The organism is Streptomyces sp. NPDC050439, assembly GCF_040655335.1.
GTDB lineage: Bacteria > Actinomycetota > Actinomycetes > Streptomycetales > Streptomycetaceae > Streptomyces.
This window is the reverse complement of sequence record NZ_JBFAJT010000009.1, coordinates 392,431-413,539: the sequence shown is the minus strand read 5'-3', so window position 1 is coordinate 413,539 and position 21,109 is coordinate 392,431. Positions and strand designations below refer to the sequence as shown.

At 72.2% G+C, this 21,109-nt stretch carries 16 protein-coding genes and 1 pseudogene; 12 read left to right on the top strand and 5 right to left on the bottom strand.

The genetic code is table 11. The annotated features are described in order from the left end of the window. Positions 1 to 45: 45 nt before the first annotated feature. A complete protein-coding gene (locus AB0I66_RS34260) occupies positions 46 to 2,865 on the top strand; it encodes an FAD-binding and (Fe-S)-binding domain-containing protein (RefSeq protein ID WP_363211895.1) in 2,820 nt (939 codons plus the stop codon). Between the two features lie 182 nt (positions 2,866 to 3,047). Here AB0I66_RS34260 and AB0I66_RS34255 read toward each other — a convergent pair whose 3' ends face one another. Further along, on the bottom strand, positions 3,048 to 4,073 hold the full coding sequence (locus AB0I66_RS34255; RefSeq protein WP_363211894.1) for a hypothetical protein: 1,026 nt from the start codon (positions 4,071 to 4,073) through the stop codon (positions 3,048 to 3,050). A 216-nt stretch (positions 4,074 to 4,289) separates the two neighbouring features. On the opposite strand from AB0I66_RS34255, the gene AB0I66_RS34250 reads away from it, so the two are divergent. The 9 genes and pseudogenes from AB0I66_RS34250 (at position 4,290) to AB0I66_RS34210 (ending at position 14,335) form a co-directional block, all read left to right on the top strand. Further along, entirely contained in the window at positions 4,290 to 5,279 is a 990-nt protein-coding gene (locus AB0I66_RS34250) for an EamA family transporter (RefSeq protein ID WP_363211893.1), read from the top strand. 114 nt (positions 5,280 to 5,393) lie between these two features. Next, entirely contained in the window at positions 5,394 to 6,188 is a 795-nt protein-coding gene (locus tag AB0I66_RS34245; RefSeq protein WP_363211892.1) for a TIGR03084 family metal-binding protein, read from the top strand. A 221-nt stretch (positions 6,189 to 6,409) separates the two neighbouring features. Next, positions 6,410 to 6,517: pseudogene (locus AB0I66_RS34240) on the top strand (wyosine base formation domain-containing protein); the annotation flags it as partial. Further along, complete coding sequence (locus AB0I66_RS34235; protein ID WP_363211891.1) at positions 6,514 to 8,286, top strand: acyclic terpene utilization AtuA family protein; 1,773 nt, start codon at positions 6,514 to 6,516, stop codon at positions 8,284 to 8,286. The pseudogene AB0I66_RS34240 and the gene AB0I66_RS34235, both read left to right, overlap by 4 nt. After that, complete coding sequence (locus AB0I66_RS34230) at positions 8,283 to 9,890, top strand: carboxyl transferase domain-containing protein (RefSeq protein ID WP_363211890.1); 1,608 nt, start codon at positions 8,283 to 8,285, stop codon at positions 9,888 to 9,890. Before AB0I66_RS34235 ends, AB0I66_RS34230 begins: the two co-directional genes overlap by 4 nt. Before the next feature lie 8 nt (positions 9,891 to 9,898). Continuing rightward, positions 9,899 to 11,791, top strand: a complete 1,893-nt coding sequence (locus AB0I66_RS34225) for a biotin carboxylase N-terminal domain-containing protein (protein WP_363211889.1) — start codon at positions 9,899 to 9,901, stop codon at positions 11,789 to 11,791. After that, positions 11,788 to 12,966 (top strand): acyl-CoA dehydrogenase family protein, encoded by a 1,179-nt coding sequence (locus AB0I66_RS34220; protein WP_363211888.1) that lies wholly within the window; start codon positions 11,788 to 11,790, stop codon positions 12,964 to 12,966. The genes AB0I66_RS34225 and AB0I66_RS34220 overlap by 4 nt, the downstream gene beginning before the upstream one ends. Positions 12,967 to 12,995: 29 nt before the next feature. After that, on the top strand, positions 12,996 to 13,730 hold the full coding sequence (locus AB0I66_RS34215; RefSeq protein WP_363211887.1) for an enoyl-CoA hydratase family protein: 735 nt from the start codon (positions 12,996 to 12,998) through the stop codon (positions 13,728 to 13,730). Further along, entirely contained in the window at positions 13,718 to 14,335 is a 618-nt protein-coding gene (locus AB0I66_RS34210) for a TetR/AcrR family transcriptional regulator (protein WP_363211886.1), read from the top strand. The genes AB0I66_RS34215 and AB0I66_RS34210 overlap by 13 nt, the downstream gene beginning before the upstream one ends. A gap of 179 nt (positions 14,336 to 14,514) precedes the next feature. Here the strand turns inward: AB0I66_RS34210 and AB0I66_RS34205 are convergent, their stop codons facing one another. Continuing rightward, positions 14,515 to 15,615, bottom strand: a complete 1,101-nt coding sequence (locus tag AB0I66_RS34205; protein ID WP_363211885.1) for a citrate synthase 2 — start codon at positions 15,613 to 15,615, stop codon at positions 14,515 to 14,517. Between the two features lie 375 nt (positions 15,616 to 15,990). On the opposite strand from AB0I66_RS34205, the gene pdxH reads away from it, so the two are divergent. After that, entirely contained in the window at positions 15,991 to 16,665 is a 675-nt protein-coding gene (gene pdxH, locus AB0I66_RS34200) for a pyridoxamine 5'-phosphate oxidase (RefSeq protein ID WP_363211884.1), read from the top strand. Between the two features lie 20 nt (positions 16,666 to 16,685). Here pdxH and AB0I66_RS34195 read toward each other — a convergent pair whose 3' ends face one another. Both AB0I66_RS34195 and AB0I66_RS34190 read right to left on the bottom strand, forming a co-directional pair. Then, positions 16,686 to 17,570 carry an alpha/beta hydrolase gene (locus AB0I66_RS34195; protein ID WP_363211883.1) on the bottom strand — a complete coding sequence of 295 codons (885 nt, stop codon included), beginning with the start codon at positions 17,568 to 17,570 and terminating at the stop codon, positions 16,686 to 16,688. A gap of 587 nt (positions 17,571 to 18,157) precedes the next feature. After that, positions 18,158 to 18,850: a metal-dependent transcriptional regulator gene (locus AB0I66_RS34190; RefSeq protein ID WP_361832210.1), complete on the bottom strand. Its 693-nt coding sequence runs from the start codon at positions 18,848 to 18,850 to the stop codon at positions 18,158 to 18,160. Positions 18,851 to 19,109: 259 nt separating this feature from the next. Between AB0I66_RS34190 and AB0I66_RS34185 the strand changes: the two genes are divergently transcribed. Next, positions 19,110 to 19,874, top strand: coding sequence for an SIS domain-containing protein (locus AB0I66_RS34185; protein ID WP_363211882.1), 765 nt, complete (start codon positions 19,110 to 19,112; stop codon positions 19,872 to 19,874). 1 nt (position 19,875) lies between these two features. On the opposite strand, the gene AB0I66_RS34180 is transcribed toward AB0I66_RS34185, so the two are convergent. Then, positions 19,876 to 21,042, bottom strand: a complete 1,167-nt coding sequence (locus AB0I66_RS34180; protein ID WP_363211981.1) for an ATP-binding protein — start codon at positions 21,040 to 21,042, stop codon at positions 19,876 to 19,878. Positions 21,043 to 21,109: the final 67 nt, after the last annotated feature.

Here is a 21,109-nt window from a genome sequence, read left to right as displayed (position 1 = left end):
CGGTACGGGCCTTCGCGGATGCATATTGAGGGCATGGATATGGGCATGAGTGATCTCGGAGGAGTGGAAGAGGAACTGCGGGCAGCCGTGCGGGGGGAGGTGGACTTCTCCGTCACCGCGCGGGCCCTGAACACCATGGACGCGTCCAACTACCGCAGAGTGCCGCTCGGCGTCCTCGCCCCGCGCGACGCGGACGACGTGGCGGCGGCGCTCGCCGTGTGCCGGGATCGCGGGGTGCCGGTCGTGGCCCGCGGCGCCGGCACGTCGATCGCCGGCCAGGCGACCGGCACGGGGCTCGTCCTCGACTTCACCCGCCACATGAACCGGATCGTGTCCCTGGACGCCGAGTCGCGGACCGCGGTCGTCCAGCCCGGTGTGATCTGCGACGGCCTGCGGGGCGCGGCGGCCCCGCACGGCCTGACCTTCGGCCCCGACCCGTCCACCCACAACCGCTGCACCCTGGGCGGCATGATCGGCAACAACTCCTGCGGGTCGCACTCGGTCGCCTGGGGCACGACCGCCGACAACGTGGCCTCGCTCTCGGTCGTCAGCGGCGCGGGCGAACGGCTCGCGCTGGGGCAGGGCTGGTCCGGCGCCCCGGAGGGCTTGCAGGCGCTGGTGGACGGGGAGTTGGAGCTCCTGCGCACCGGCTACCCGGACCTGCCGCGCCGCATCTCGGGCTATGCGCTCGACGCCATGCTCCCCGAGCGGGGCGTCGACCTGGCCCGCGCCTTCTGCGGCTCCGAGGGCACGCTCGGCGTGCTGACGGAGGCCGTCGTACGCCTCGTCGAGTCGCCACGCGCGCGTGCGCTCGCGGTCCTCGGGTACGCCGACGAGTCCGCCGCGGCGGAGGCCGCGGCCGGGCTGCTGCCGCACGGTCCGCTGACGGTGGAGGGGATGGCGGCCGACCTCGTCCGGGGGTCCGAGGGGCTGCCCAAGGGCGGCGCCTGGCTGTTCGTCGAGACGGGCGGCGCGAGCGAGGGTGAGGCACGCGCGCGTGCGGAGGCGATCACGCGGGCGGTCGCCGGGGACACGGTGGACTCGGTGGTCGTGACGGACCCTGCGGGGCAGCGCGTGCTGTGGCGGGTCCGTGAGGACGCCAGCGGGACGGCGACGCGGATGCCGGACGGCAGCGAGGCGTGGCCGGGGTGGGAGGACTGCGCGGTGCCTCCGGCTCGACTGGGCGCGTATCTGCGGGACTTCAGAGGGCTGCTCGCCGAGCACGGCCTGCGCGGCACCCCGTACGGGCACTTCGGGGACGGCTGTATTCACGTACGCATCGACTTCGATCTGATGAGTGAAGTGGGTGTGCGCCGCTTCCGACGCTTCTCCGAGGACCTGGCGCTGCTCGTGGTCGCGCACGGGGGTTCGCTGTCGGGCGAGCACGGGGACGGCCAGGCGCGGGCCGAGCTCCTTCCCAAGATGTACGGGGCTGACCTCGTCCGGCTGTTCGAGCGGGTGAAGGGGGTGTGGGACCCGGCGGACCTGCTGAATCCGGGGATGCTGGTGCGGCCCGCGCCGCTGGACTCCAACCTGCGCTTCGACCCTCTGCCGAGGCAGCCGGTGGACGTGGCCTTCGGCTACCCGCATGACGGCGGGGACTTCTCGGCGGCGGTGCGGCGGTGCGTGGGCGTCGCCAAGTGCCGCACGGCATCTGCCGGTTCGGGAGGCGGGGTGATGTGTCCGTCCTTCCGGGCGACGGGCGAGGAGGAGCACTCCACGCGGGGCCGGGCGCGTCTCCTGCACGAGATGCTCGCCGGGGACGTGGTGACGGACGGCTGGCGCTCGGAGGAGGTACGGGACGCGCTGGACCTCTGCCTGTCCTGCAAGGGCTGCCGGTCGGACTGTCCGGTGGGCGTGGACATGGCCACGTACAAGGCGGAGTTCCTGCACCACCACTACGAGGGCCGCAGGCGCCCCGCGGCGCACTACGCGATGGGCTGGCTGCCGCTGTGGCTGCGCCTGGCCGCACGGACGCGGACGGCGGGGGTGGTCAATGCGCTGTCGGGGGTGGGGGTGCTGGCGTCGCTGGCCAAGAGGGCAGGCGGGATCGCACCGGAGAGGGAGATCCCGCGTCTGGCGGGGCGGACGTTCCGCCGCTGGTTCCGTGGCCGGGAGGCTCCCGTGGCCGCCGGGGGACCGACGGTCGTGCTCTGGCCGGACACGTTCACGGACCACCTGTCACCGGCGGTGGGCCGGGCGGCGGTGCGGGTCCTGGAGGACGCGGGGCTGCGGGTGGTGGTGCCGCCGGGGGACGTGTGCTGTGGCCTGACGTACGTGTCGACGGGGCAACTGGACCGGGCTCGTGCGGTGATGCGGAGGACCCTGGAGCGGATGGGACCGCTCCTTGACTCGGACGCGCCGCTGGTGGTCCTCGAACCGAGCTGCGCGGCGGCGCTGAAGACGGACTTGGTGGAACTGCTGCCCGGGGACGAGCGAGCCAGGGATTTGGCTGCCCGCGTACGGACGTTCGCGCAGACCCTGGAGGAACTGGCCCCCGAGTGGACACCACCGCGGATCGGCCGCCCGGTGGTGGGCCAGACGCACTGCCACCAGCACGCGGTGCTCGGCGACGCGCCGGAACGCCGCCTGCGCGAGAAGGCGGGCCTGGAGGGCGAGCTGAGCGGCGGCTGCTGCGGCCTCGCGGGCAACTTCGGCTTCGAGGCAGGCCATTACGAGGTCTCCGCGGCCTGCGCGGAGGAACAACTGCTCCCCTCGGTACGAGGCGCCACCCCGGAGTCGAAGGGCGGCCCCCTGATCCTGGCAGACGGCTACTCCTGCCGAACCCAGCTGGAACAACTGGGGGAGGGGTCCCGGGGCCGGCATGTGGCGGAGGTGCTGGCGGAGGGGCTGGATGGAAGGTGAGGGGGCGCGCGGGCCGCGGGGGGTCACGGATTTCGGACGGGGGCGGCCGGGTTACGGGGCCGGGGTGCTGACCACGGCGTCGGCGTTCCGGCATCACGCGGCCCCACCCGCCTGCCCCCGCCTGCCCGGGTGTCACGGCCCGCTCCCGCGCCAGAGAACCCCGAGGTCGTCGCCCCCAGCAGTCACCGCCAGCCGTCACCGCCAGCCGCGCTGCCTGCCCGCGGTGCGCCCGTCTCCGCGTCCCTCGCGTCCGCCTCGCCCGCCCGCAACTCCCCGTACAAGCGGGCCGACATCCCGCACACCAGGGGCATGACCAGCGGAGGGAGCAGGAGCAGGGCCACGGTCGTGGGAAAGATCTGCATCAGTACGCCCGTGATCCATACGTTGTCGTCGCTGAGCCACAGCATGCCGAGGCCGGCGTAGTGGGCGAGAGGGGCGGCCGCGTATCCGGTCAGGAAGATGACCAGTGCCGCGGCTGCCACGGACAGCGTGCCGAGGCCGAGGGTGCGCATGCGCGCCCGGCGGGTCAGCACCCAGGAGCGGTACAGCGCCACGAACGGAGAGCGGCGTTCCAGCACGGTCTCGGCGGTGGCCAGCGAGAGGCGGAAGTACAGCAGCGGGCCCAGGCACATGACGGCGATCGGCAGCACCCAGCCCACCAGCGTGTAGAGCGGGGTCGCGGTCTCGCCGATGGGCGTGGGCTCGACGCCGGGCACCTCGCCGCGCTCGACGGTCATCCACAGCACGTAGCTCGCCATCGCCATGGCACCCACGGGCAGTCCGCTCAGCGCGTAGACCGCGAGGGCGGCGGGGAAACGCCCGCGAGTACGCCGCCACAGCTCGCGCACGGTCAGCGGCCCGCCACCGTCACGCGCGGCGTGGGACTCGGCGACGGCGTACGCGGCGTGCAGGGCGGAGACGACGAGAAGTCCCAGGACGAGCAGCAGCAGCGACACCACGAGACCGACCCTCACCAGCGGAAACCAGCCGCCGTCGGCATAGGCCACGTAGGAGTCCTCGTTGGCGATGTTGCGGTCCGCGTAGTCCCGCACCCCCTCGAAGGTGTCCCACGCCGCCGCGAACCCCCCGGCCAGGATCGCGCCCCCGAGGAGTGCCGTGAGAACCGACACCCGCAGGACGAAGCCGTACGCCGCCCCGCGATAGTCGCCGCCCAGCCGCTCGGTCGCCTGATTTCCGTCGCGCGCCATGCCCTGACCTGACTTCCGTGCGGTTACGTGGTGACTGCACCCAAGACGCGGGGCGGGGTGCGTGGGGTTCCACCGTCGGCCGCCATGTGGACCCGGTTTGCGTACAGCAGTGAAAGGGCTCCACAATCCTGACGTGGTCTACTACCTTGGACGAGGCAGTTCAGGTGAGTGGACTGGTCGAGACTGGTTGAGGCTCAGGAAGCGGAAGGGTTGGCTGTGGACGCGTCGAGGAGTGGTCAGGAGGCGGCATCCGGTGGGCGGTGGGGTGCCCTCGGGCCCGTCGGGCTTGTGCTCGCGGGCGGCGTCTCCGTCCAGTTCGGCGGGGCCATCGCCGTCAGCGTGATGCCCAAGGCCGGAGCCCTCGGCATCGTGACCCTGCGGCTCGCCTTCGCCGCGCTGGTGCTGATGATCGTCTGCCGGCCCAAGCTGCGCGGGCACTCCCGCGCCGACTGGGGGACCGTCGTCGCCTTCGGTGTGGCCATGGCCGGGATGAACGGGCTCTTCTATCAGTCCGTCGCCCGCATCCCCATGGGGCCCGCCGTCACGCTCGAGGTGCTCGGCCCGCTCGCCCTCTCCGTCTTCGCGTCGCGCCGTGCCGTGAATCTGGTCTGGGCCGGACTCGCGCTGTGCGGTGTCTTCCTGCTGGGCGGTGGGGGCGGGTTCAGCGGGCTCGATCCCGTCGGCGTCGCGTACGCCCTCGGTGCCGGTGCCATGTGGGCCACGTACATCATGTTCAGCGCCCGTACGGGGCGCCGCTTCCCGCAGGCCGACGGGCTCGCCCTCGCGATGGTCGTCGCGGCCGTCCTCTTCCTGCCGCTCGGCCTCATCGAGTCCGGGGAGAAGCTGGTGCGGCCAGAGGTGCTCGCGCTCGGCGCGGCCGTCGCCGTGATGTCCTCCGTGCTGCCGTACACCCTCGAACTGCTCGCCCTGCGCCGCCTCCCCGCCTCCACCTTCGCGATCATGATGAGCCTGGAGCCCGCGATCGCCGCCGTCGCCGGATTCCTGGTGCTGAACCAGGCGCTTTCCGTCAATGAGGCGCTGGCCATCTCGCTCGTCATCGCCGCCAGCATGGGTGCCGTGCGGACGCAGGTCGGGCGGGGGCGGGCCCGCAGGCCGGGGGACGGGGACGTCGTGTCGGGGGCCACCCCGGACGCCGTGCTCGCCCCCGCCGCCGAGGAGTCGCTCCCGGAGGCGTCTCGAAAGTAATGCAAGCACGCTTGCTTGTTTCTCCGGGCGCTGCCATGCTCCGGGGCACTTCCCCAAGCTCTCAACTTCGTTCGAGCAGGGGAGACCCCATTCGTGCCCCGAGGGGAGCGCTCCGTGTCCGAAGCTGTGCCCGTACTCGATGATCTGCGCCGTGAGAGCGAGGAACTCGACCAGCTGGTAGGGGAGTTGGGTGAGGAGCGCTGGGCGCTCCGCACCCCCGCCGACGGCTGGACCGTCGCCCATCAGATCGCCCATCTCGCCTGGACCGACCGCGCCGCGCTGACCGCCGTCACCGACGGGGACGCCTTCGGCCGGCTCGTCGAGGAGGCCCTCGCCGCTCCCGACTCGTTCGTCGACGCCGGGGCCGATGAGGGGGCCGCGCAGCCCCCGGGCGAGTTGCTCGCCCAGTGGCGCGCCGGGCGTGACGCCCTGCTGAAAGCGCTGACGGCCGCTCCGCGCGGCACCCGTTTCCCCTGGTACGGGCCGCCCATGTCGGCCACCTCCATGGCGACGGCCCGGCTGATGGAGACGTGGGCGCACGGCCAGGACGTCGCCGACGCGCTCGGCGTCGAGCGGGTGCCCACCGACCGGCTGCGCCACATCGCGCACATCGGGGTGCGCGCCCGGGACTTCTCCTTCGGGGTACGGGGTCTCGACGCACCCGCAGCCCCCTTCCGCGTGGAGCTCCGGCTGCCCTCCGGTGAGCCCTGGACCAGCGGCCCCGAGGACGCCGACCAGCGGGTGACCGGCCCCGCACTCGACTTCTGCCTCCTCGTCACACAGCGAGCCCACCGGGACGACCTCGCGGTACGCGCGACGGGCGCCGACGCCGACCGCTGGCTCGGCATCGCGCAGGCCTTCGCGGGCCCCCCGGGACCGGGCCGCCCGGCGAAGGAGGGCGAGCGATGACCGCCCCACGGACGACCCCGCCGACTGCCCGTCCACGCCTCGGTAGTGCCTCCGGTCGCCTCGCCGTGCGCGCCCAGCGCGCTGACGCCGCGCGGGGGTCGGGCATGGCGCGGGCAATCGCGGGACCCTTGAGGCCGGGCCGCCCCGTGCATGGGGCGCGGTCGCGGACGTCCCTGCCGACTGCCCGGCCGTGGATCGGGAGGAGCGCCCCCAGCCGCCGCGCCGTACGCGCACAAGGCGCCGACGCCGACCGCTGGCTCGACATCGCGCAGGCCTTCGCGGGCCCCCCGGGACCCGGCCGCCCGGCGAAGGAGGGCGGCGGGCGATGACCGGCCCACACGCCTCCCCACCCCCCGCCCCCCTCCGCATCGGCAACGCATCCGGCTTCTACGGTGACCGTTTTGATGCCATGCGCGACATGCTCACCGGTGGCCCCCTCGACGTCCTCACCGGTGATTACCTCGCCGAGCTGACCATGCTGATCCTCGGGCGTGACCGGCTCAAGGACCCCGCCCGCGGGTACGCGAAGACCTTCCTGCGGCAGCTGGAGGAGTGTCTGGGGCTCGCCCAGGAGCGGGGCGTCAAGATTGTTGCGAACGCCGGCGGGCTCAATCCCGCCGGGCTCGCGGACGCCGTAAGGGCGTTGGCGGACCGGCTCGGGATCGGCGTGCGTGTCGCGCACGTGGAGGGGGACGATCTCAAGGCCCGCTTCCCGGATGCCCTCACCGCCAACGCCTACCTCGGCGGCGCCGGAATCGCCGCCTGCCTGCGCGCGGGCGCCGACATCGTCGTCACCGGGCGCGTGACCGACGCCGCCCTCGTCACCGGGCCCGCCGCCGCCCACTTCGGGTGGAGCGACGGCGACCACGACCGGCTCGCCGGCGCGGTCGTCGCCGGGCACATCCTCGAATGCGGTACGCAGGCCACCGGCGGCAACTACGCCTTCTTCGGCGAGCGACAACAGCGTGAGCTGTTGCGGCCCGGCTATCCGATCGTCGAGATTCACGAAGACGGGGCCGGCGTCATCACCAAGCACGCCGGCACCGGCGGCTTCGTCGACGTCGGCACGGTCACCGCGCAGCTGCTCTACGAGACCTCCGGCGCCCGTTACGCCGGTCCCGACGTCACCGCCCGCCTCGACACGGTCACCCTCACCCAGGAGGGGCCCGACCGGGTCCGCGTCACCGGAGTACGCGGCGAGGCACCGCCCCCGGACCTCAAGGTCGGCCTGAACCGGCTCGGCGGCTTCCGCAACGAAGTCGTCTTCGTCCTCACCGGGCTCGACGTGGAGGCCAAGGCCGCCCTCGTCCGCGCCCAGGTCGAGGACGCGTTCACGCGCTCCAAGTCCCGCCCCCAGGAGGTGCGGTGGGAGCTCGCCCGCACCGACCGCCCCGACGCCCCGAGCGAGGAAACCGCCTCCGCCCTCCTGCGGCTCGTCGTGCGCGACCCGCAGCAGGACCCCGTCGGCCGCGCCCTGAGCGGCGCCGCGATCGAACTGGCCCTCGGCAGCTACCCCGGCTTCCACGTGACGGCACCCCCGGGCAAGGGCGCGCCCTACGGAGTCTTCGAAGCCGCGTACGTCGATCGCGGCACCGTCGACCACGTGGCCGTACTGCCCGGCGGCGAGCGGATCAAGGCCCAGGACCCCGGCGACACCCTCGTACTCGAAGATCTCCACGAGCAGCCATCCCTCCCCGCGCCCCTCCCGCCAGGCCCCACCCGCCGCGCCCCCCTCGGCCGCGTCGCCGGGGCCCGCAGCGGCGACAAGGGCGGGGACGCGAACGTCGGCGTCTGGGCACGCACGGACGACGCCTGGCGGTGGCTCGCCCACGAGTTGACCGTCGAGCGGTTCCGTGAACTCCTGCCCGAAGCTGCCGAGTTGGCCGTCGTACGGCATGTTCTGCCCAATCTGCGCGCGCTGAACTTCGTCGTCGGGGGAATCCTCGGCGCGGGCGTCGCCTCCCAGGCCCGCTTCGATCCGCAGGCCAAGGGTCTGGGCGAGTGGCTGCGCGCCCGCCACGTCGACCTTCCCGCCGAACTCCTGGAAGCGGAAGCACCGTTCGTAGAAGTGACCGAACCGACGGAGGTACTCCCGTGACCGTCCTCGCGTCCGCGCTCGACTCCGCGAGCGCCGAGTACGCCGAGCACCGCGAGGCCATGCTGGCCAAGCTCGCAGAGCTCGGCACCGAGCAGGCCAAGGCCCTTGAAGGCGGCGGCGAGAAGTACGTGGCCCGGCACCGCAAGCGCGGAAAGCTCCTGGCCCGGGAGCGGATCGAGCTGCTGCTCGACCCCGACACCCCGTTCCTCGAACTGTCACCGCTCGCCGCCTGGGGGAGCGACTACCCGGTGGGCGCCTCGATGGTGACCGGCATCGGGGTCGTGGAGGGCGTGGAGTGCCTGATCACCGCCAACGACCCGACCGTACGCGGCGGCGCCAGCAACCCGTGGACCCTGAAGAAGGCCTTCCGCGCCCACGAGATCGGACACGCCAACCGCCTGCCGTCCATCCACCTCGTGGAGTCCGGGGGCGCCGACCTGCCCTCCCAGAAGGAGATCTTCATCCCGGGCGGCGCACTCTTCAAGCACCTCACGCAGTCGTCGGCCGCCGGGATTCCGACCATCGCCGTCGTCTTCGGCAACTCCACGGCGGGCGGCGCGTACGTCCCCGGCATGAGCGATCACGTGATCATGGTCAAGGAGCGCGCCAAGGTCTTCCTCGGCGGCCCGCCGCTGGTGAAGATGGCCACCGGCGAGGAGAGCGACGACGAGTCGCTCGGCGGCGCAGAGATGCACGCCCGCACCTCCGGCCTCGCGGACTACCTCGCCGACGACGAGCGCGACGCGCTGCGGCAGGCGAGGCGGGTCGTCAAGCGCCTCAACTGGCGTAAGGCGTACGCCGATCCGGCCGCGACCGCCGTCGTGGAGCCGCCCAAGTACGACCAGGACGAACTGCTCGGCATCGTGCCCGGCGACCTCAAGGTCCCCTTCGACCCGCGCGAGGTCATCGCCCGCATCGTCGACGCCTCGGACTTCGACGAGTTCAAGCCGCTGTACGGGTCGAGCCTCACCACCGGTTGGGCCTCGCTGCACGGCTATCCCATCGGCATCCTGGCCAACGCGCAGGGCGTGCTCTTCAGCGAGGAGTCGCAGAAAGCCGCCCAGTTCATCCAGTTGGCCAATCAGCGTGACATCCCGCTGCTCTTCCTGCACAACACCACCGGCTACATGGTCGGCAAGGAGTACGAGCAGGGCGGCATCATCAAGCACGGCGCCATGATGATCAACGCCGTGTCGAACTCGCGGGTGCCGCACCTGAGCGTCCTGATGGGCGCTTCGTACGGAGCGGGCCACTACGGCATGTGCGGGCGCGCCTACGACCCGCGTTTCCTCTTCGCCTGGCCCAGCTCCAAGTCGGCCGTCATGGGGCCGCAGCAGCTCGCCGGAGTCCTGTCGATCGTGGCCCGGCAGTCCGCCGCCGCGAAGGGGCAGCCCTACGACGACGACGCGGACGCGGCCCTGCGCGCCATGGTGGAGCAGCAGATCGAGTCGGAGTCGCTGCCGATGTTCCTTTCCGGCCGTCTCTACGACGACGGCGTCATCGATCCCCGCGACACCCGCACGGTCCTCGGCCTGTGCCTGTCCGCGATCCACACCGCCCCCTACGAGGGCGCGCGCGGTGGCTTCGGCGTCTTTCGGATGTGAGGACCCCCATGACGAAAACCATCAGCAGCATCCTCGTCGCCAACCGCGGCGAGATCGCCTGCCGCGTCTTCCGCACCTGCCGCGACCTCGGCATCGCCACCGTGGCGGTCTACTCGGACGCCGACGCGGACGCCCTGCACGTCCGCGAGGCCGACACCGCCGTACGGCTGCCGGGCTCGGCGCCCGCCGACACCTACCTGCGCGGCGAACTCGTCGTGAAGGCCGCGCAGGCGGCGGGCGCGGACGCCGTCCACCCCGGCTACGGCTTCCTCTCGGAGAACGCGGACTTCGCCCGCGCGGTCCTGGACGCCGGGCTCGTGTGGATCGGCCCCTCTCCCGAGGCCATCGCATCCATGGCGTCCAAGACGCGCGCCAAGGAACTCATGGGCATCGCGCCGATGGCCGTGGACGAGGTCACCGAGGACGATCTGCCGGTCCTGGTGAAGGCGGCGTCCGGCGGCGGCGGGCGCGGCATGCGCGTCGTACGCGAACTGAACGCGCTGAAGGGTGAGTTGGAGGCGGCGCGTGCGGAGGCCGCCGGTGCCTTCGGGGACGGCGAGGTCTTCGTCGAGCCCTATCTGGAGGGCGGCCGGCACGTCGAGGTGCAGATCATGGCCGACGCGCACGACACCGTCTGGGCGCTCGGCACCCGGGACTGCACCCTCCAGCGCCGGCACCAGAAGGTCATCGAGGAGTCCCCGGCGCCGGGCCTGACGGCCGGACTCGTCGACGAACTGCACGCCCAGGCCGTGCGCGCGGCGCGCGTGACCTCGTATCGCGGGGCGGGCACGGTGGAGTTCCTGGTCGCGGGCGGCCGGGCGCACTTCCTGGAGATGAACACCCGCCTCCAGGTCGAACACCCGGTCACGGAGGCCGTGTTCGGCATCGATCTCGTGGCGCTGCAGATCCAGGTCGCGGAGGGCGCGGCCCTCGCGAAGGAGCCACCGCCCGCACGCGGCCACGCGGTGGAGGCCCGCCTCTACGCCGAGGACCCGGCAGCCCAGTGGGCCCCGCAGACCGGCACCCTGCACCGGCTGTCCGTGCCGGGCGTGCGGCTCGACACGGGGTACGTGGACGGCGACACGATCGGCGTGCACTACGACCCGATGCTGGCCAAGGCCGTCGCGTACGCCCCCACGCGTGCGCAGGCCCTGCGCGGCCTCGCGGGAGCCCTGGAGCGCGCGGTCGTGCACGGCCCCGTCACCAACAGGGAGCTGCTCGTACGGTCCCTGCGGCACCCGGAGTTCGTCGGGGCCCGCATGGACACGGGCTTCTACGACCGGCACCTCCCCGAGCTCGCGGCCCCCGCCCCGGACCCGTACGCCCCGCTGGCCGCCGCGCTCGCCGACGCGCACGGACGCTCGCGGTTCGGCGGCTTCCGCAACCTCGCGTCGCAGCCACAGGTCAAGCTCTTCCGCGGCGAGCCGGACGGCACCGAGCACGAGGTCCGCTACCGGCACACGCGGGAGGGGCTGATCGCGGAAGGGGAAGCCGAAGGGGTGCGGGTGCTGTCCGTGTCCCGCGAGCTCGTCGTGCTCGAAGTCGGCGGTGTGCGCAGGCAGTTCACCGTGAGCCGGTACGGCGACGATCGCGTGTACGTCGGCAACACCGCCCTCACCGCGCTCCCGCTGCTCCCCGAGCCGACCACCCGCCAGGAACCCGGCTCCCTGCTCGCCCCGATGCCCGGCACCGTCGTGCGCCTGGCCGAGGGGCTCACGGAAGGGGCGCGGGTCACCGCCGGGCAGCCCCTCATCTGGCTGGAGGCCATGAAGATGGAGCACCGCATCTGTGCCCCCGCCTCCGGCACGCTCACCACCCTGCACGCCCTGCCCGGCCGCCAGGTCGAGGTCGGCGCCCTGCTCGCAGTCGTAGACGTCGTACAGGAGGAACCATCCGCATGAGCCCCGTCCTGAGCACCGTCCTCGAAACCGAAGAGCACCAGGCCCTGCGCGCGGCCGTCGCCGCGCTCGGCAAGCGTTACGGCCGCGACTACATGTCCCGGATCGTGGCGGCCGAAGGCCACCCCGACGAGCTGTGGGCCGATGCCGCCAAGCTCGGCTATCTGGGCGTGAACCTGCCCGAGGAGTACGGCGGCGGAGGCGGCGGCATAGCCGAACTCTCCATCGTCCTGGAGGAACTGGGCGCCGCGGGCTGCCCCCTCCTGATGATGGTCGTCTCGCCCGCGATCTGCGGCACCGTCATCGCCCGCTTCGGCACCGACGAGCAGAAGCGGGCCTGGCTGCCCGGCCTCGCCGACGGCAGCCGCACCATGGCGTTCGGCATCACCGAACCCGACGCCGGCTCCAACTCCCACCGGATCACCACGACCGCCCGCAAGGACGAGGCGAGTGGCGACTGGCTCCTGACCGGCCGCAAGGTGTTCATCTCGGGCGTCGACATCGCCGACGCCACCCTGATCGTGGGCCGCACGGAAGACGCCCGCACCGGCAACCTCAAGCCCTGCCTCTTCATCGTCCCGCGCGAGACGGAGGGCTTCCACCGACGGCAGATCGAGATGGAACTCCAGGCCCCGGAGAAGCAGTTCGAACTGAGCCTGGACGACGTACGGCTGCCCGCCGACGCCCTGGTGGGAGACGAGGACGCCGGGCTGCTCCAGCTCTTCGCCGGCCTCAACCCCGAACGGATCATGACGGCGGCGTTCTCGCTCGGCATGGCACGTTTCGCCCTCGCCCGTGCCGTCGGATACGCCAAGGAACGCAGCGTCTGGAAGAGCCCGATCGGCGCCCACCAGGCCATCGCGCACCCCCTCGCGCAGTCCCACATCGACATCGAGCTGGCCCGCCTGATGATGCAGAAGGCCGCCAGGCTCTACGACCAGGGCGACGACATGGGCGCGGGCGAGGCCGCCAACATGGCCAAGCTCGCGGCCGCCGACGCCTGCGTGAAGGCCGTCGACCAGTCGGTGCACACACTCGGCGGCAACGGCCTGACGAAGGAGTTCGGCCTCGCCTCGCTGATCGTGGCGTCACGGGTGGCTCGGATCGCCCCTGTGAGCCGGGAAATGATCCTCAACTACGTCTCGCACCAGACGCTGGGCCTGCCGAAGTCGTACTGAGCCGTCTCCTTTGGAGAGTTGGAGTTCCCATGAGTCTTGTCTGCTCCTCCCCGCAGCGCGGCATCGTCACCTTCACCCTGGACAACCCCGCCAACCGCAACGCCCTCTCGGCGGGACTCCTGGACGGCTTCGCGGAGGCGCTCGACGACTGCGGCAAGGACCCCGACGTACGCGCGATCGTCCTCACGCACACCGGCTCCACGTTCTGCTCGGGCGCCGACCTGCGGGAACCGCCGGACCCGGCCGTCTTCGTGGGGCTGCTCCGGCAGATCCTGCAGCTGCCGAAGCCGGTGGTGGCGCGGGTGGACGGGCACGTGCGCGCGGGCGGTCTCGGTCTGCTCGGCGTGTGCGACATGGCGGCCGCGGGCCCCGGGGCGTCGTTCGCGCTGACGGAGGTACGGATCGGGGTGGCGCCCGCGGTCATCTCCATGCCGCTGCTGTCCCGGCTCGACCCGGGCGCCGCCTCGCGCTACTTCCTCACCGGGGAGCGCTTCGGCGGGGCGGAGGCGGCGCGGGTGGGGCTGGTGGCCGTGGCCGGAGACGACGTGGACGCGGAGCTCTCGCCCCTCCTGGACGGGCTGCGGAAGGCGGCGCCGCAGGCCCTGGCCGAGACGAAGAAGCTGCTCACGGCTAGGGTGCTCGACGCATTCGACCACCACACGGACTCCCTCGTCGCCCTGTCCGCGCGGCTCTTCGCATCGGCGGAGGCGCGGGAGGGGATGGGGGCGTTCCTCGAACGACGGGAGTGCCCATGGGTGCTGTGACCGCGGACGACCGCGCCGACCGGTCCGACCGTGCCGACCGCTCGCCCAAGCAGGACCGCAGCCGCGCGACCCGTCAGCGGCTCCTGGAGGCGGCGGTGGCGTGCCTCGCCGAGAGCGGCTGGGCGGGGTCCACGGTCTCCGTGGTCGCCGAGCGGGCGGGGGTCTCCCGCGGGGCGGCCCAGCACCACTTCCCGACGCGGGAGGACCTCTTCACGGCGGCCGTGGAGTACGTCGCCGAGCAGCGGTCCACTGCGTTGCGGGAGCTCCCGGCCCAGGACCGCGCCTCCGTGGTGGCCGCCTTGGTCGACCTCTACACGGGGCCCTTGTTCCGGGCGGCGCTGCATCTGTGGGTGGCGGCGTCGAACGAGCCGCAACTCGGAACCCGGGTGACGGAGCTGGAGGCGCGGGTCGGCCGGGAGACGCACCGGATCGCGGTCCAGCTCCTGGACGCGGACGAGTCCCGGCCGGGGGTGCGGGAGGCCATCCAGGGCCTCTTGGACATGGCGCGGGGCCTTGGCCTCGCCAATCTCCTGACGGATGACGGGGCGCGGCGGAAGCGGGTGGTGGCCCAGTGGACGGTGCTGGTGGAGGGGGCGCTGCGCTGAGCTCTCCCCAATCCCACCCCTTCCCGACCTGGGGCTCCGCCCCAGACCCCGCTCCTCAAACGCCGGAGGGGCTGAAAGACGGCCCGCCCGGCGTTCGAGGACAAGGCCCCCGCGCCGAGCAGGCCCGCGGCGGAGCCGCAAATGTCACAGTCGGGAGGGGGCGGGGTTGGGGAGATTCCCTACTTGGCGATGTCCCCGTACCCCTCGACCGCCCGCGGGTCCCGCGACCCGGGGCCGATGTACCGCGCCGAGGGGCGGACCAGCCGCCCCGTCCGCTTCTGCTCAAGGATGTGCGCCGACCACCCCGCGGTCCTCGCGCACGTGAACATCGACGTGAACATGTGCGCGGGCACCTCGGCGAAGTCGAGGACGATCGCGGCCCAGAACTCGACGTTCGTCGCCAGGACCCGGTCGGGACGGCGGGCGTGCAGCTCGTCGAGCGCGGCCTTCTCCAGCGCCTCCGCCACCTCGAAGCGCGGAGCGCCCAGCTCACGTGCCGTACGGCGCAGGACCCGCGCGCGCGGGTCCTCGGCCCGGTACACCCGGTGCCCGAAGCCCATAAGACGCTCACCCTTGTCCAGGGCCTGCTTGACGTACGCGACCGCGTCGCCCGTCCGCTCGATCTCCTCGATCATGCCGAGGACACGAGAGGGCGCGCCCCCGTGCAGGGGTCCGGACATCGCGCCCACGGCCCCGCTCAGCGCCGCCGCCACGTCCGCGCCCGTGGAGGCGATGACGCGGGCCGTGAACGTGGAGGCGTTCATTCCGTGCTCGGCGGCCGACGTCCAGTACGCGTCGACGGCCTGGACGTGCTTGGGGTCGGGCTCGCCGCGCCAGCGCTTCATGAAGCGCTCGACGACCGTGTCGGCCTTGTCGATCTCACTTTGCGGCACCATCGGCAGGCCCTGGCCGCGGGCGGACTGGGCGACGTAGGAGAGCGCCATGACGGCGGCCCGTGCCAGGTCGTCGCGGGCTTCCTGCTCGCTGATGTCCAGGAGCGGCTTCAGGCCCCACACGGGGGCGAGCATCGCGAGCGCGGACTGGACGTCGACGCGGATGTCACCGGAGTGCACCGGGATCGGGAACGGCTCGGCGGGCGGCAGGCCCGGGTTGAACGCGCCGTCGACGAGCAGCCCCCAGACGTTGCCGAAGGAGACGTGGCCGACCAGATCCTCGATGTCGACGCCGCGATAGCGAAGCGCGCCGCCTTCCTTGTCGGGTTCGGCGATCTCCGTCTCGAACGCGATGACTCCTTCAAGTCCGGGTACGAAGTCGGACATCAGGCGGCTCCTCGTGATGTGTACGACAGATGGTGGTGACAGACAGCTCGTGACCATGCGTCAGAAGTGGGCGTGTTCGCTCCGGTTCCGCGGTCTGCCGGTGCGTGGAAGGCTTCCGGCTTTCGACTCGCGGTCCGGATCGGACACCCCGGTGATGCCCCGTGCGGCTGGTGGTCACCCAACCGATTCGGCGTCGGAACGATATCCCTTGGTGCCACCCTTGGCGATGGTAAGCGGCACTCAGTGCCACACGTCACCTCCCCGTGGCGTACGACAGCCCGTCGCCCCGCCCTTCGTATACGGCAAGATGACCGCGTGACCGATCGAGCCGACGCCTCAGCATCAGCCTCCTCATCTGCCGCTCCCGTCCCTGATGTGTCCGATCCCGCCGCCATACGTGCCCACTACGGCATGGACGGACTCACCGAGGCCCAGGCGCCCGCCACGCCCGTCGAGTTGTTCGCGGTGTGGTTCACGCAGGCGCTCGCCGCGGCCGGGGCGGGCCTGCTGCACGAGCCGAACGCCATGGTCGTCTCGACGGTGGACACCGAGGGCCGCCCCGGCTCACGCACGGTCCTGCTGAAGGGGTACGACGAGCGCGGCTTCGTCTTCTTCACGAACTACGAGTCCCGCAAGGCCCGCGATCTGGCCGCGAACCCGAACATCTCCCTGCTCTTCCCCTGGCATCCGATGGCCCGCCAGGTCATCGTCACGGGCACGGCGGAGCGCGTCGCCCGCGCGGAGACGGTCGCGTACTTCCGCACCCGCCCGCACGGCTCGCAGCTCGGCGCCTGGGCCAGCGCCCAGTCCTCCGTCATCGCCACGCGCGAGGAACTGGACCGCGCGTACGCCGACCTGGAGGCGCGTTACCCCGAGGGCGAGCAGGTGCCGGCGCCGCCGCACTGGGGCGGCTTCCGGGTCGTGCCCCAGAGCGTCGAGTTCTGGCAGGGCAGGGCGAACCGCCTGCACGACCGCCTGCGCTACGCACGCACCGAGCAGGGCGCCGCGGACACCGCCACAGGCTGGACGGTGGAGCGCCTCAGCCCGTGAGCCCGCCTCGTGAGCCCGTCTCAGCCCGTGAGGTCCTGGCCCTGCCCCGTCAGGACTTCGTCCAGGAACGGCTGGATCGCCTCGCGCCAGGCCTCCGGCTGGTCGTAGTGCACCAGGTGGCCGGCGTCGGCCACCTCCGCGTACGCCCCGCGGGGCAGCACCCGGACCATCTCCTGGGACTCGGCACGGCCCAGCTCGCCGTCCAGGCCGCGGACGACCAGGGCGGGGCACTGGACCTGGGCCAGGTCCTCCCAGTGGGCGTCGAACACCCACGTCTCGCGGGACTTCAGCATCTGTTCGCGGTCGAAGACGGGGCGCCAGCCGTCGGGGCCCTCGGTCATCACCTCGGCGAAGAACTCGCCGCGGGAGGGGTTGGGCCGCTCGACCCAGGGATCGTCCTCGCCGAACCACTTCCGTACGTCGGCGAGCGTGGCGAAGGGCACGGGCCAGGCCTTGAACCAGTCCTCCCACTCGCGCTGCGACGCGGCCCCGAGCGCGGAGGCCCGCATGTCGCAGATGATCAGGGCGCGGACGAGGTCGGGGCGCTTCGCGGCGAGCTGCCAGGCGGTGAGCGCGCCCATGGAGTGGCCGATGAGGACGGCGGGAGCGAGGCCGAGCTGGACGAGCGCGGCCTCGGCGTCGTCCACGTAGGCATCGCGGGTGAAGGGGCCCTCGGGGGGCTTGTCGCTCTGCCCGTGCGCGCGCTGGTCGAGTGCGACCGCGCGATGTCGCTCGGCGAGCCAGCGGGCGGTGCCCGCCCAGTGGGATGCGCGGCCCATCAGGCCGTGCAGTAACAGCACGCCGCCGGGCGGACCGTCGGTCTCCCTCGATTTGGGAGGATCGGCGAACTCCCAGGCCGCGAGGCGTACGCCACCTGCGCCTGTCACGTCAATGCGCCGCACCATGTTTCCTGGCACCCCCCTTGAATCCTCTCGGGCCGAACGCCTGGTTCCGTCACGCACCCCCGCACGCTATCGAACTCTTTTTCGAAAGCGGCCAGTTCGCCGCCAACACCCCTCATTCGAGTGACCACACTCAAGGATTGGCCGACGCCGCCGAGGGGAGATCTTCATCGGGAGGCGGGCCGCTCGGGGAAAACGGTCCGAGGGGGATGACCCTGGGAGCTCGGGGCTCCGGGTCAGAACAGGGGAGGACAGGCCCCGGCGCTCAAGGGCGCCGGGGCCCTCTGCGTGCTCAGGGGGCGATGACGCGCACTGTTCGCGTACGCGCTCCCGCTCACCAGATGGGCACATCCTCCTGCCCCCTCCCACGGCCGTGGCGGCGACCAGGCGCCGACACGGCAAGAGCCCTCAAGTCATATGCCTCTCGCGACAGCCTCGCACGCAAAACGTCCGGGCGCTGCGATTCCGCACACTGAATCTTGGACCCCATCGGATCCCGGGGTCTTCACAACTGCCCAACCGTTACCGCCAGTTGACATGAACCCTCGGTAACAGGGGCCGGAGCCCGCCGGGCCCTGGTCCGGCGGGCCTCAGCGCTTGGCGACGAAGACGTGCGAGGCGACCTCCGTGTCCAGCTCCGCGGCCTCACCGCTGCTGCCCACGAGCACCCCGCCCGCGGACTCCGTCACGCTCACCACGGAGCCGGGCTGCACGCCCGCGCGACGCAGTGTGTACATCAGCTGCGCGTCCGTCTGGATCGGCTCGCCGATCCGGCGCACGACCACGGTCTTGCCCTCCGTGCCCGGGTCGAGATCGACCAGGGACACCATGCCCTCGTCCAGGAACGGGTCGGCCCCGTCCTTCTCGCCCAGCTCCTCCAGGCCCGGGATCGGGTTCCCGTACGGAGACTCGGTGGGGTGGCGCAGGAGCTCCAGGACGCGGCGCTCCACGGCCTCGCTCATCACGTGCTCCCAGCGACACGCCTCCGCGTGGACCTGCTCCCACTCCAGGCCGATCACGTCGACCAGGAGACACTCCGCGAGGCGGTGCTTGCGCATCACGCGCGTGGCGAGCCTGCGGCCCTCCTCGGTCAGCTCCAGGTGACGGTCGCTTGCGACGGCCACCAGGCCGTCACGCTCCATGCGCGCGACCGTCTGGCTCACCGTCGGCCCGCTCTGGTCGAGACGCTCGGCGATCCGGGCGCGCATGGGGACCACACCTTCCTCCTCCAGCTCGAGGATGGTGCGCAAATACATCTCAGTGGTGTCAATAAGCCCCGACATGGGTGCCCCTCAGATCTCGCTCGTGCGGCCGGCCCTGCCCTCAAGTCTGACGCATACCGCCGACAACCGGGTCGCGCCAGGGGAAAACCCGGTCCTGACGGCCTTGACGGGGTGCTCGGGCCGTATTGACAGGGCACTGGTCCAGACCGCAACGTGATCCGCGGCACACGGGAAACACGCGTGCAGGCATACGCGCAGGACGTACGTACGGACCACCCACGTACTGAACACATACACACCCGGAAAGGTTCCTCGGCGCATGGGCTCGAAGAGCGAGAGCAAACTGGCCGGCCAGTACATCGACGCCGCGATCGGACTGCTCGGGCGGGTGCGCGACGAGGAGGGCGGCAACGTCGACGCCGCGGGCACGCTGCTCGCCGACGCGGTCGAGGCCGGCGGCAGGCTCTTCGCCTTCGGCGCCGGGCACTCCTCGCTGGCCGCCCAGGACGTCGTCTACCGCGCGGGCGGCCTCGCCCTGATGAACCTCCTCGCCGTCCCCGGGGTCGTCGGCGTCGACGTCATGCCCGCCACGCTCGGCTCGGCCCTGGAGCGGGTCGACGGGCTCGCGGGCGCCGTCCTCGACTCCTCGCCGGCCCGCTCCGGCGACGTCGTCGTGATCATCTCGCTCTCCGGGCGCAACTCGCTGCCCGTGGAGATGGCGATGAACGCCCGCGCGCTCGGCCTGAAGGTCATCGGGGTGACGTCGGTGGCGTACGCGACGGAGACGAAGTCGCGGCACGCGTCCGGGACCTTCCTCAAGGACCACTGCGACGTCGTGATCGACTCCAAGATCACCGTCGGTGACGCGGAGCTCGGCCTCGACACGGTCGGCGCGCCCTTCGGACCCGCCTCCAGCGTGGTCGCCAACGCGATCATGCAGGCGATGATGGCGACGGCCGTCGAACGGCTGGCCGCGCGGGGCGTCGAGCCGCCGGTGCTGCGGTCGGGGAACGTGGACGGCGGGCACGAGTGGAACGGGCGCGTGTTCGCCGAGTACGGCGACCGGATCTTCTACCGCCGCTGAGTCACCCCTGTGGAGGCCTGTGGGCCCCGTGGGGGAAGCGCACCCGCACGGTGAGCCCTCCTCCTTCCCCGTTCGCCTCGGCGGTCGCCTCGGCGCCGTGTGCGCGGGCGATCGCGGCCACGATGGACAGACCGAGGCCCGCGCCCTCCCCGCGCGCGTGGGTACGTTCCCGAAGGCGCCGGAAGGGTTCGAAGAGGTGCGGGACGGTGTTCGGCGGGACGACGGGGCCGGTGTTGGTGACCTCGATGCCGTCCCCGCCCGTGCGCACCTCGACCCGGCCGCCCTTGACGTTGTAGTCCACGGCGTTCGCCACCAGGTTGTGCAGGAGACGGTCGAGGAGCACGCCGTCGCCCGTCACGGTGAGCGGCTCGGCGTGCAGGGAGAGGGTGACGTCCCGCTCGGCGGCCCGGTCCGCGAGCCCTTCCGCCACCGCCTCGGCGATGACGTCCAGGGCCACGGGCTCCCGCAGTTCGAGGCCCCGCTCCGACGTGGCGAGGAGCAGCAGCCCCTCGATCAGATGCTCGCTGTCGTCGGCGACGGAGATGAGCTTCGTACGGATGCGGGCCACCTGCCCCGCGTCGGGCTCACCCGCGAGCCCGATCTCGGCGGCGGCCCGCTGGACGGCGAGCGGGGTCCGCAGTTCGTGCGCGGCATTGGCGGCGAACCGCTGCTGCGCGCTGACCAGCTGCTCTATCCGCCCGAGCATCTCGTCGAAGGTGTCGGCCAGCTGCTTCAGCTCGCCGGGCGGTGCGTCGAGCGCGATCCGCTCGTGCAGGTTCTCGCCCGACAGGCGCCGCGCGGTGCCGGTGATCACGCCGACCGGGCGCAGGACGCGGCCCGCCATCCACCAGGCGAGAACGATGGAGAGCGCCGCGTAGACGAACAGCACGATCACCGACACGGTGAGCAGCCTGCTCAGGGCCGCCTGTTCGGCGACGTCACTGATCTTCGTGACGGCGAGGCCTTGCGTGAGGTCGAGGGACGAGGCGGCGTCGGACGGCACCCGCTGGGCCGGCACGGCGGATCGGGCCGGGGTGGGCAGCACCCAGGGCGGGTCGACCTTGCGGGGGACGGCGGTGGTGACGGCGGCGCTGATCGATGAGTACAGCCCCTGCTGCACCAGAAAATAGACGAGCCCGGTAAGCAAGGCCCCCGCCAGAAGCAGCATGCCGCCATACAGCGCGGTCAACCGCCCCCGCTCACTGCTGAGCCACCCGACACGCAAACGCCGCCCG

Excerpts from the sequence above, each read along its gene's own strand:
- AB0I66_RS34185 (WP_363211882.1), top strand. The coding sequence starts at position 19,110 with ATGGGCTCGAAGAGCGAGAGCAAACTGGCCGGCCAGTACATCGACGCC.
- AB0I66_RS34220 (WP_363211888.1), top strand. The coding sequence starts at position 11,788 with ATGAGCCCCGTCCTGAGCACCGTCCTCGAAACCGAAGAGCACCAGGCC.
- AB0I66_RS34235 (WP_363211891.1), top strand. The coding sequence starts at position 6,514 with ATGACCGGCCCACACGCCTCCCCACCCCCCGCCCCCCTCCGCATCGGC.
- AB0I66_RS34225 (WP_363211889.1), top strand. The coding sequence starts at position 9,899 with ATGACGAAAACCATCAGCAGCATCCTCGTCGCCAACCGCGGCGAGATC.
- AB0I66_RS34205 (WP_363211885.1), bottom strand. The coding sequence starts at position 15,615 with ATGTCCGACTTCGTACCCGGACTTGAAGGAGTCATCGCGTTCGAGACG.
- AB0I66_RS34260 (WP_363211895.1), top strand. The coding sequence starts at position 46 with ATGAGTGATCTCGGAGGAGTGGAAGAGGAACTGCGGGCAGCCGTGCGG.
- AB0I66_RS34255 (WP_363211894.1), bottom strand. The coding sequence starts at position 4,073 with ATGGCGCGCGACGGAAATCAGGCGACCGAGCGGCTGGGCGGCGACTAT.
- AB0I66_RS34190 (WP_361832210.1), bottom strand. The coding sequence starts at position 18,850 with ATGTCGGGGCTTATTGACACCACTGAGATGTATTTGCGCACCATCCTC.
- AB0I66_RS34210 (WP_363211886.1), top strand. The coding sequence starts at position 13,718 with ATGGGTGCTGTGACCGCGGACGACCGCGCCGACCGGTCCGACCGTGCC.
- AB0I66_RS34180 (WP_363211981.1), bottom strand. The coding sequence starts at position 21,042 with ATGCTGCTTCTGGCGGGGGCCTTGCTTACCGGGCTCGTCTATTTTCTG.
- AB0I66_RS34215 (WP_363211887.1), top strand. The coding sequence starts at position 12,996 with ATGAGTCTTGTCTGCTCCTCCCCGCAGCGCGGCATCGTCACCTTCACC.
- AB0I66_RS34195 (WP_363211883.1), bottom strand. The coding sequence starts at position 17,570 with ATGGTGCGGCGCATTGACGTGACAGGCGCAGGTGGCGTACGCCTCGCG.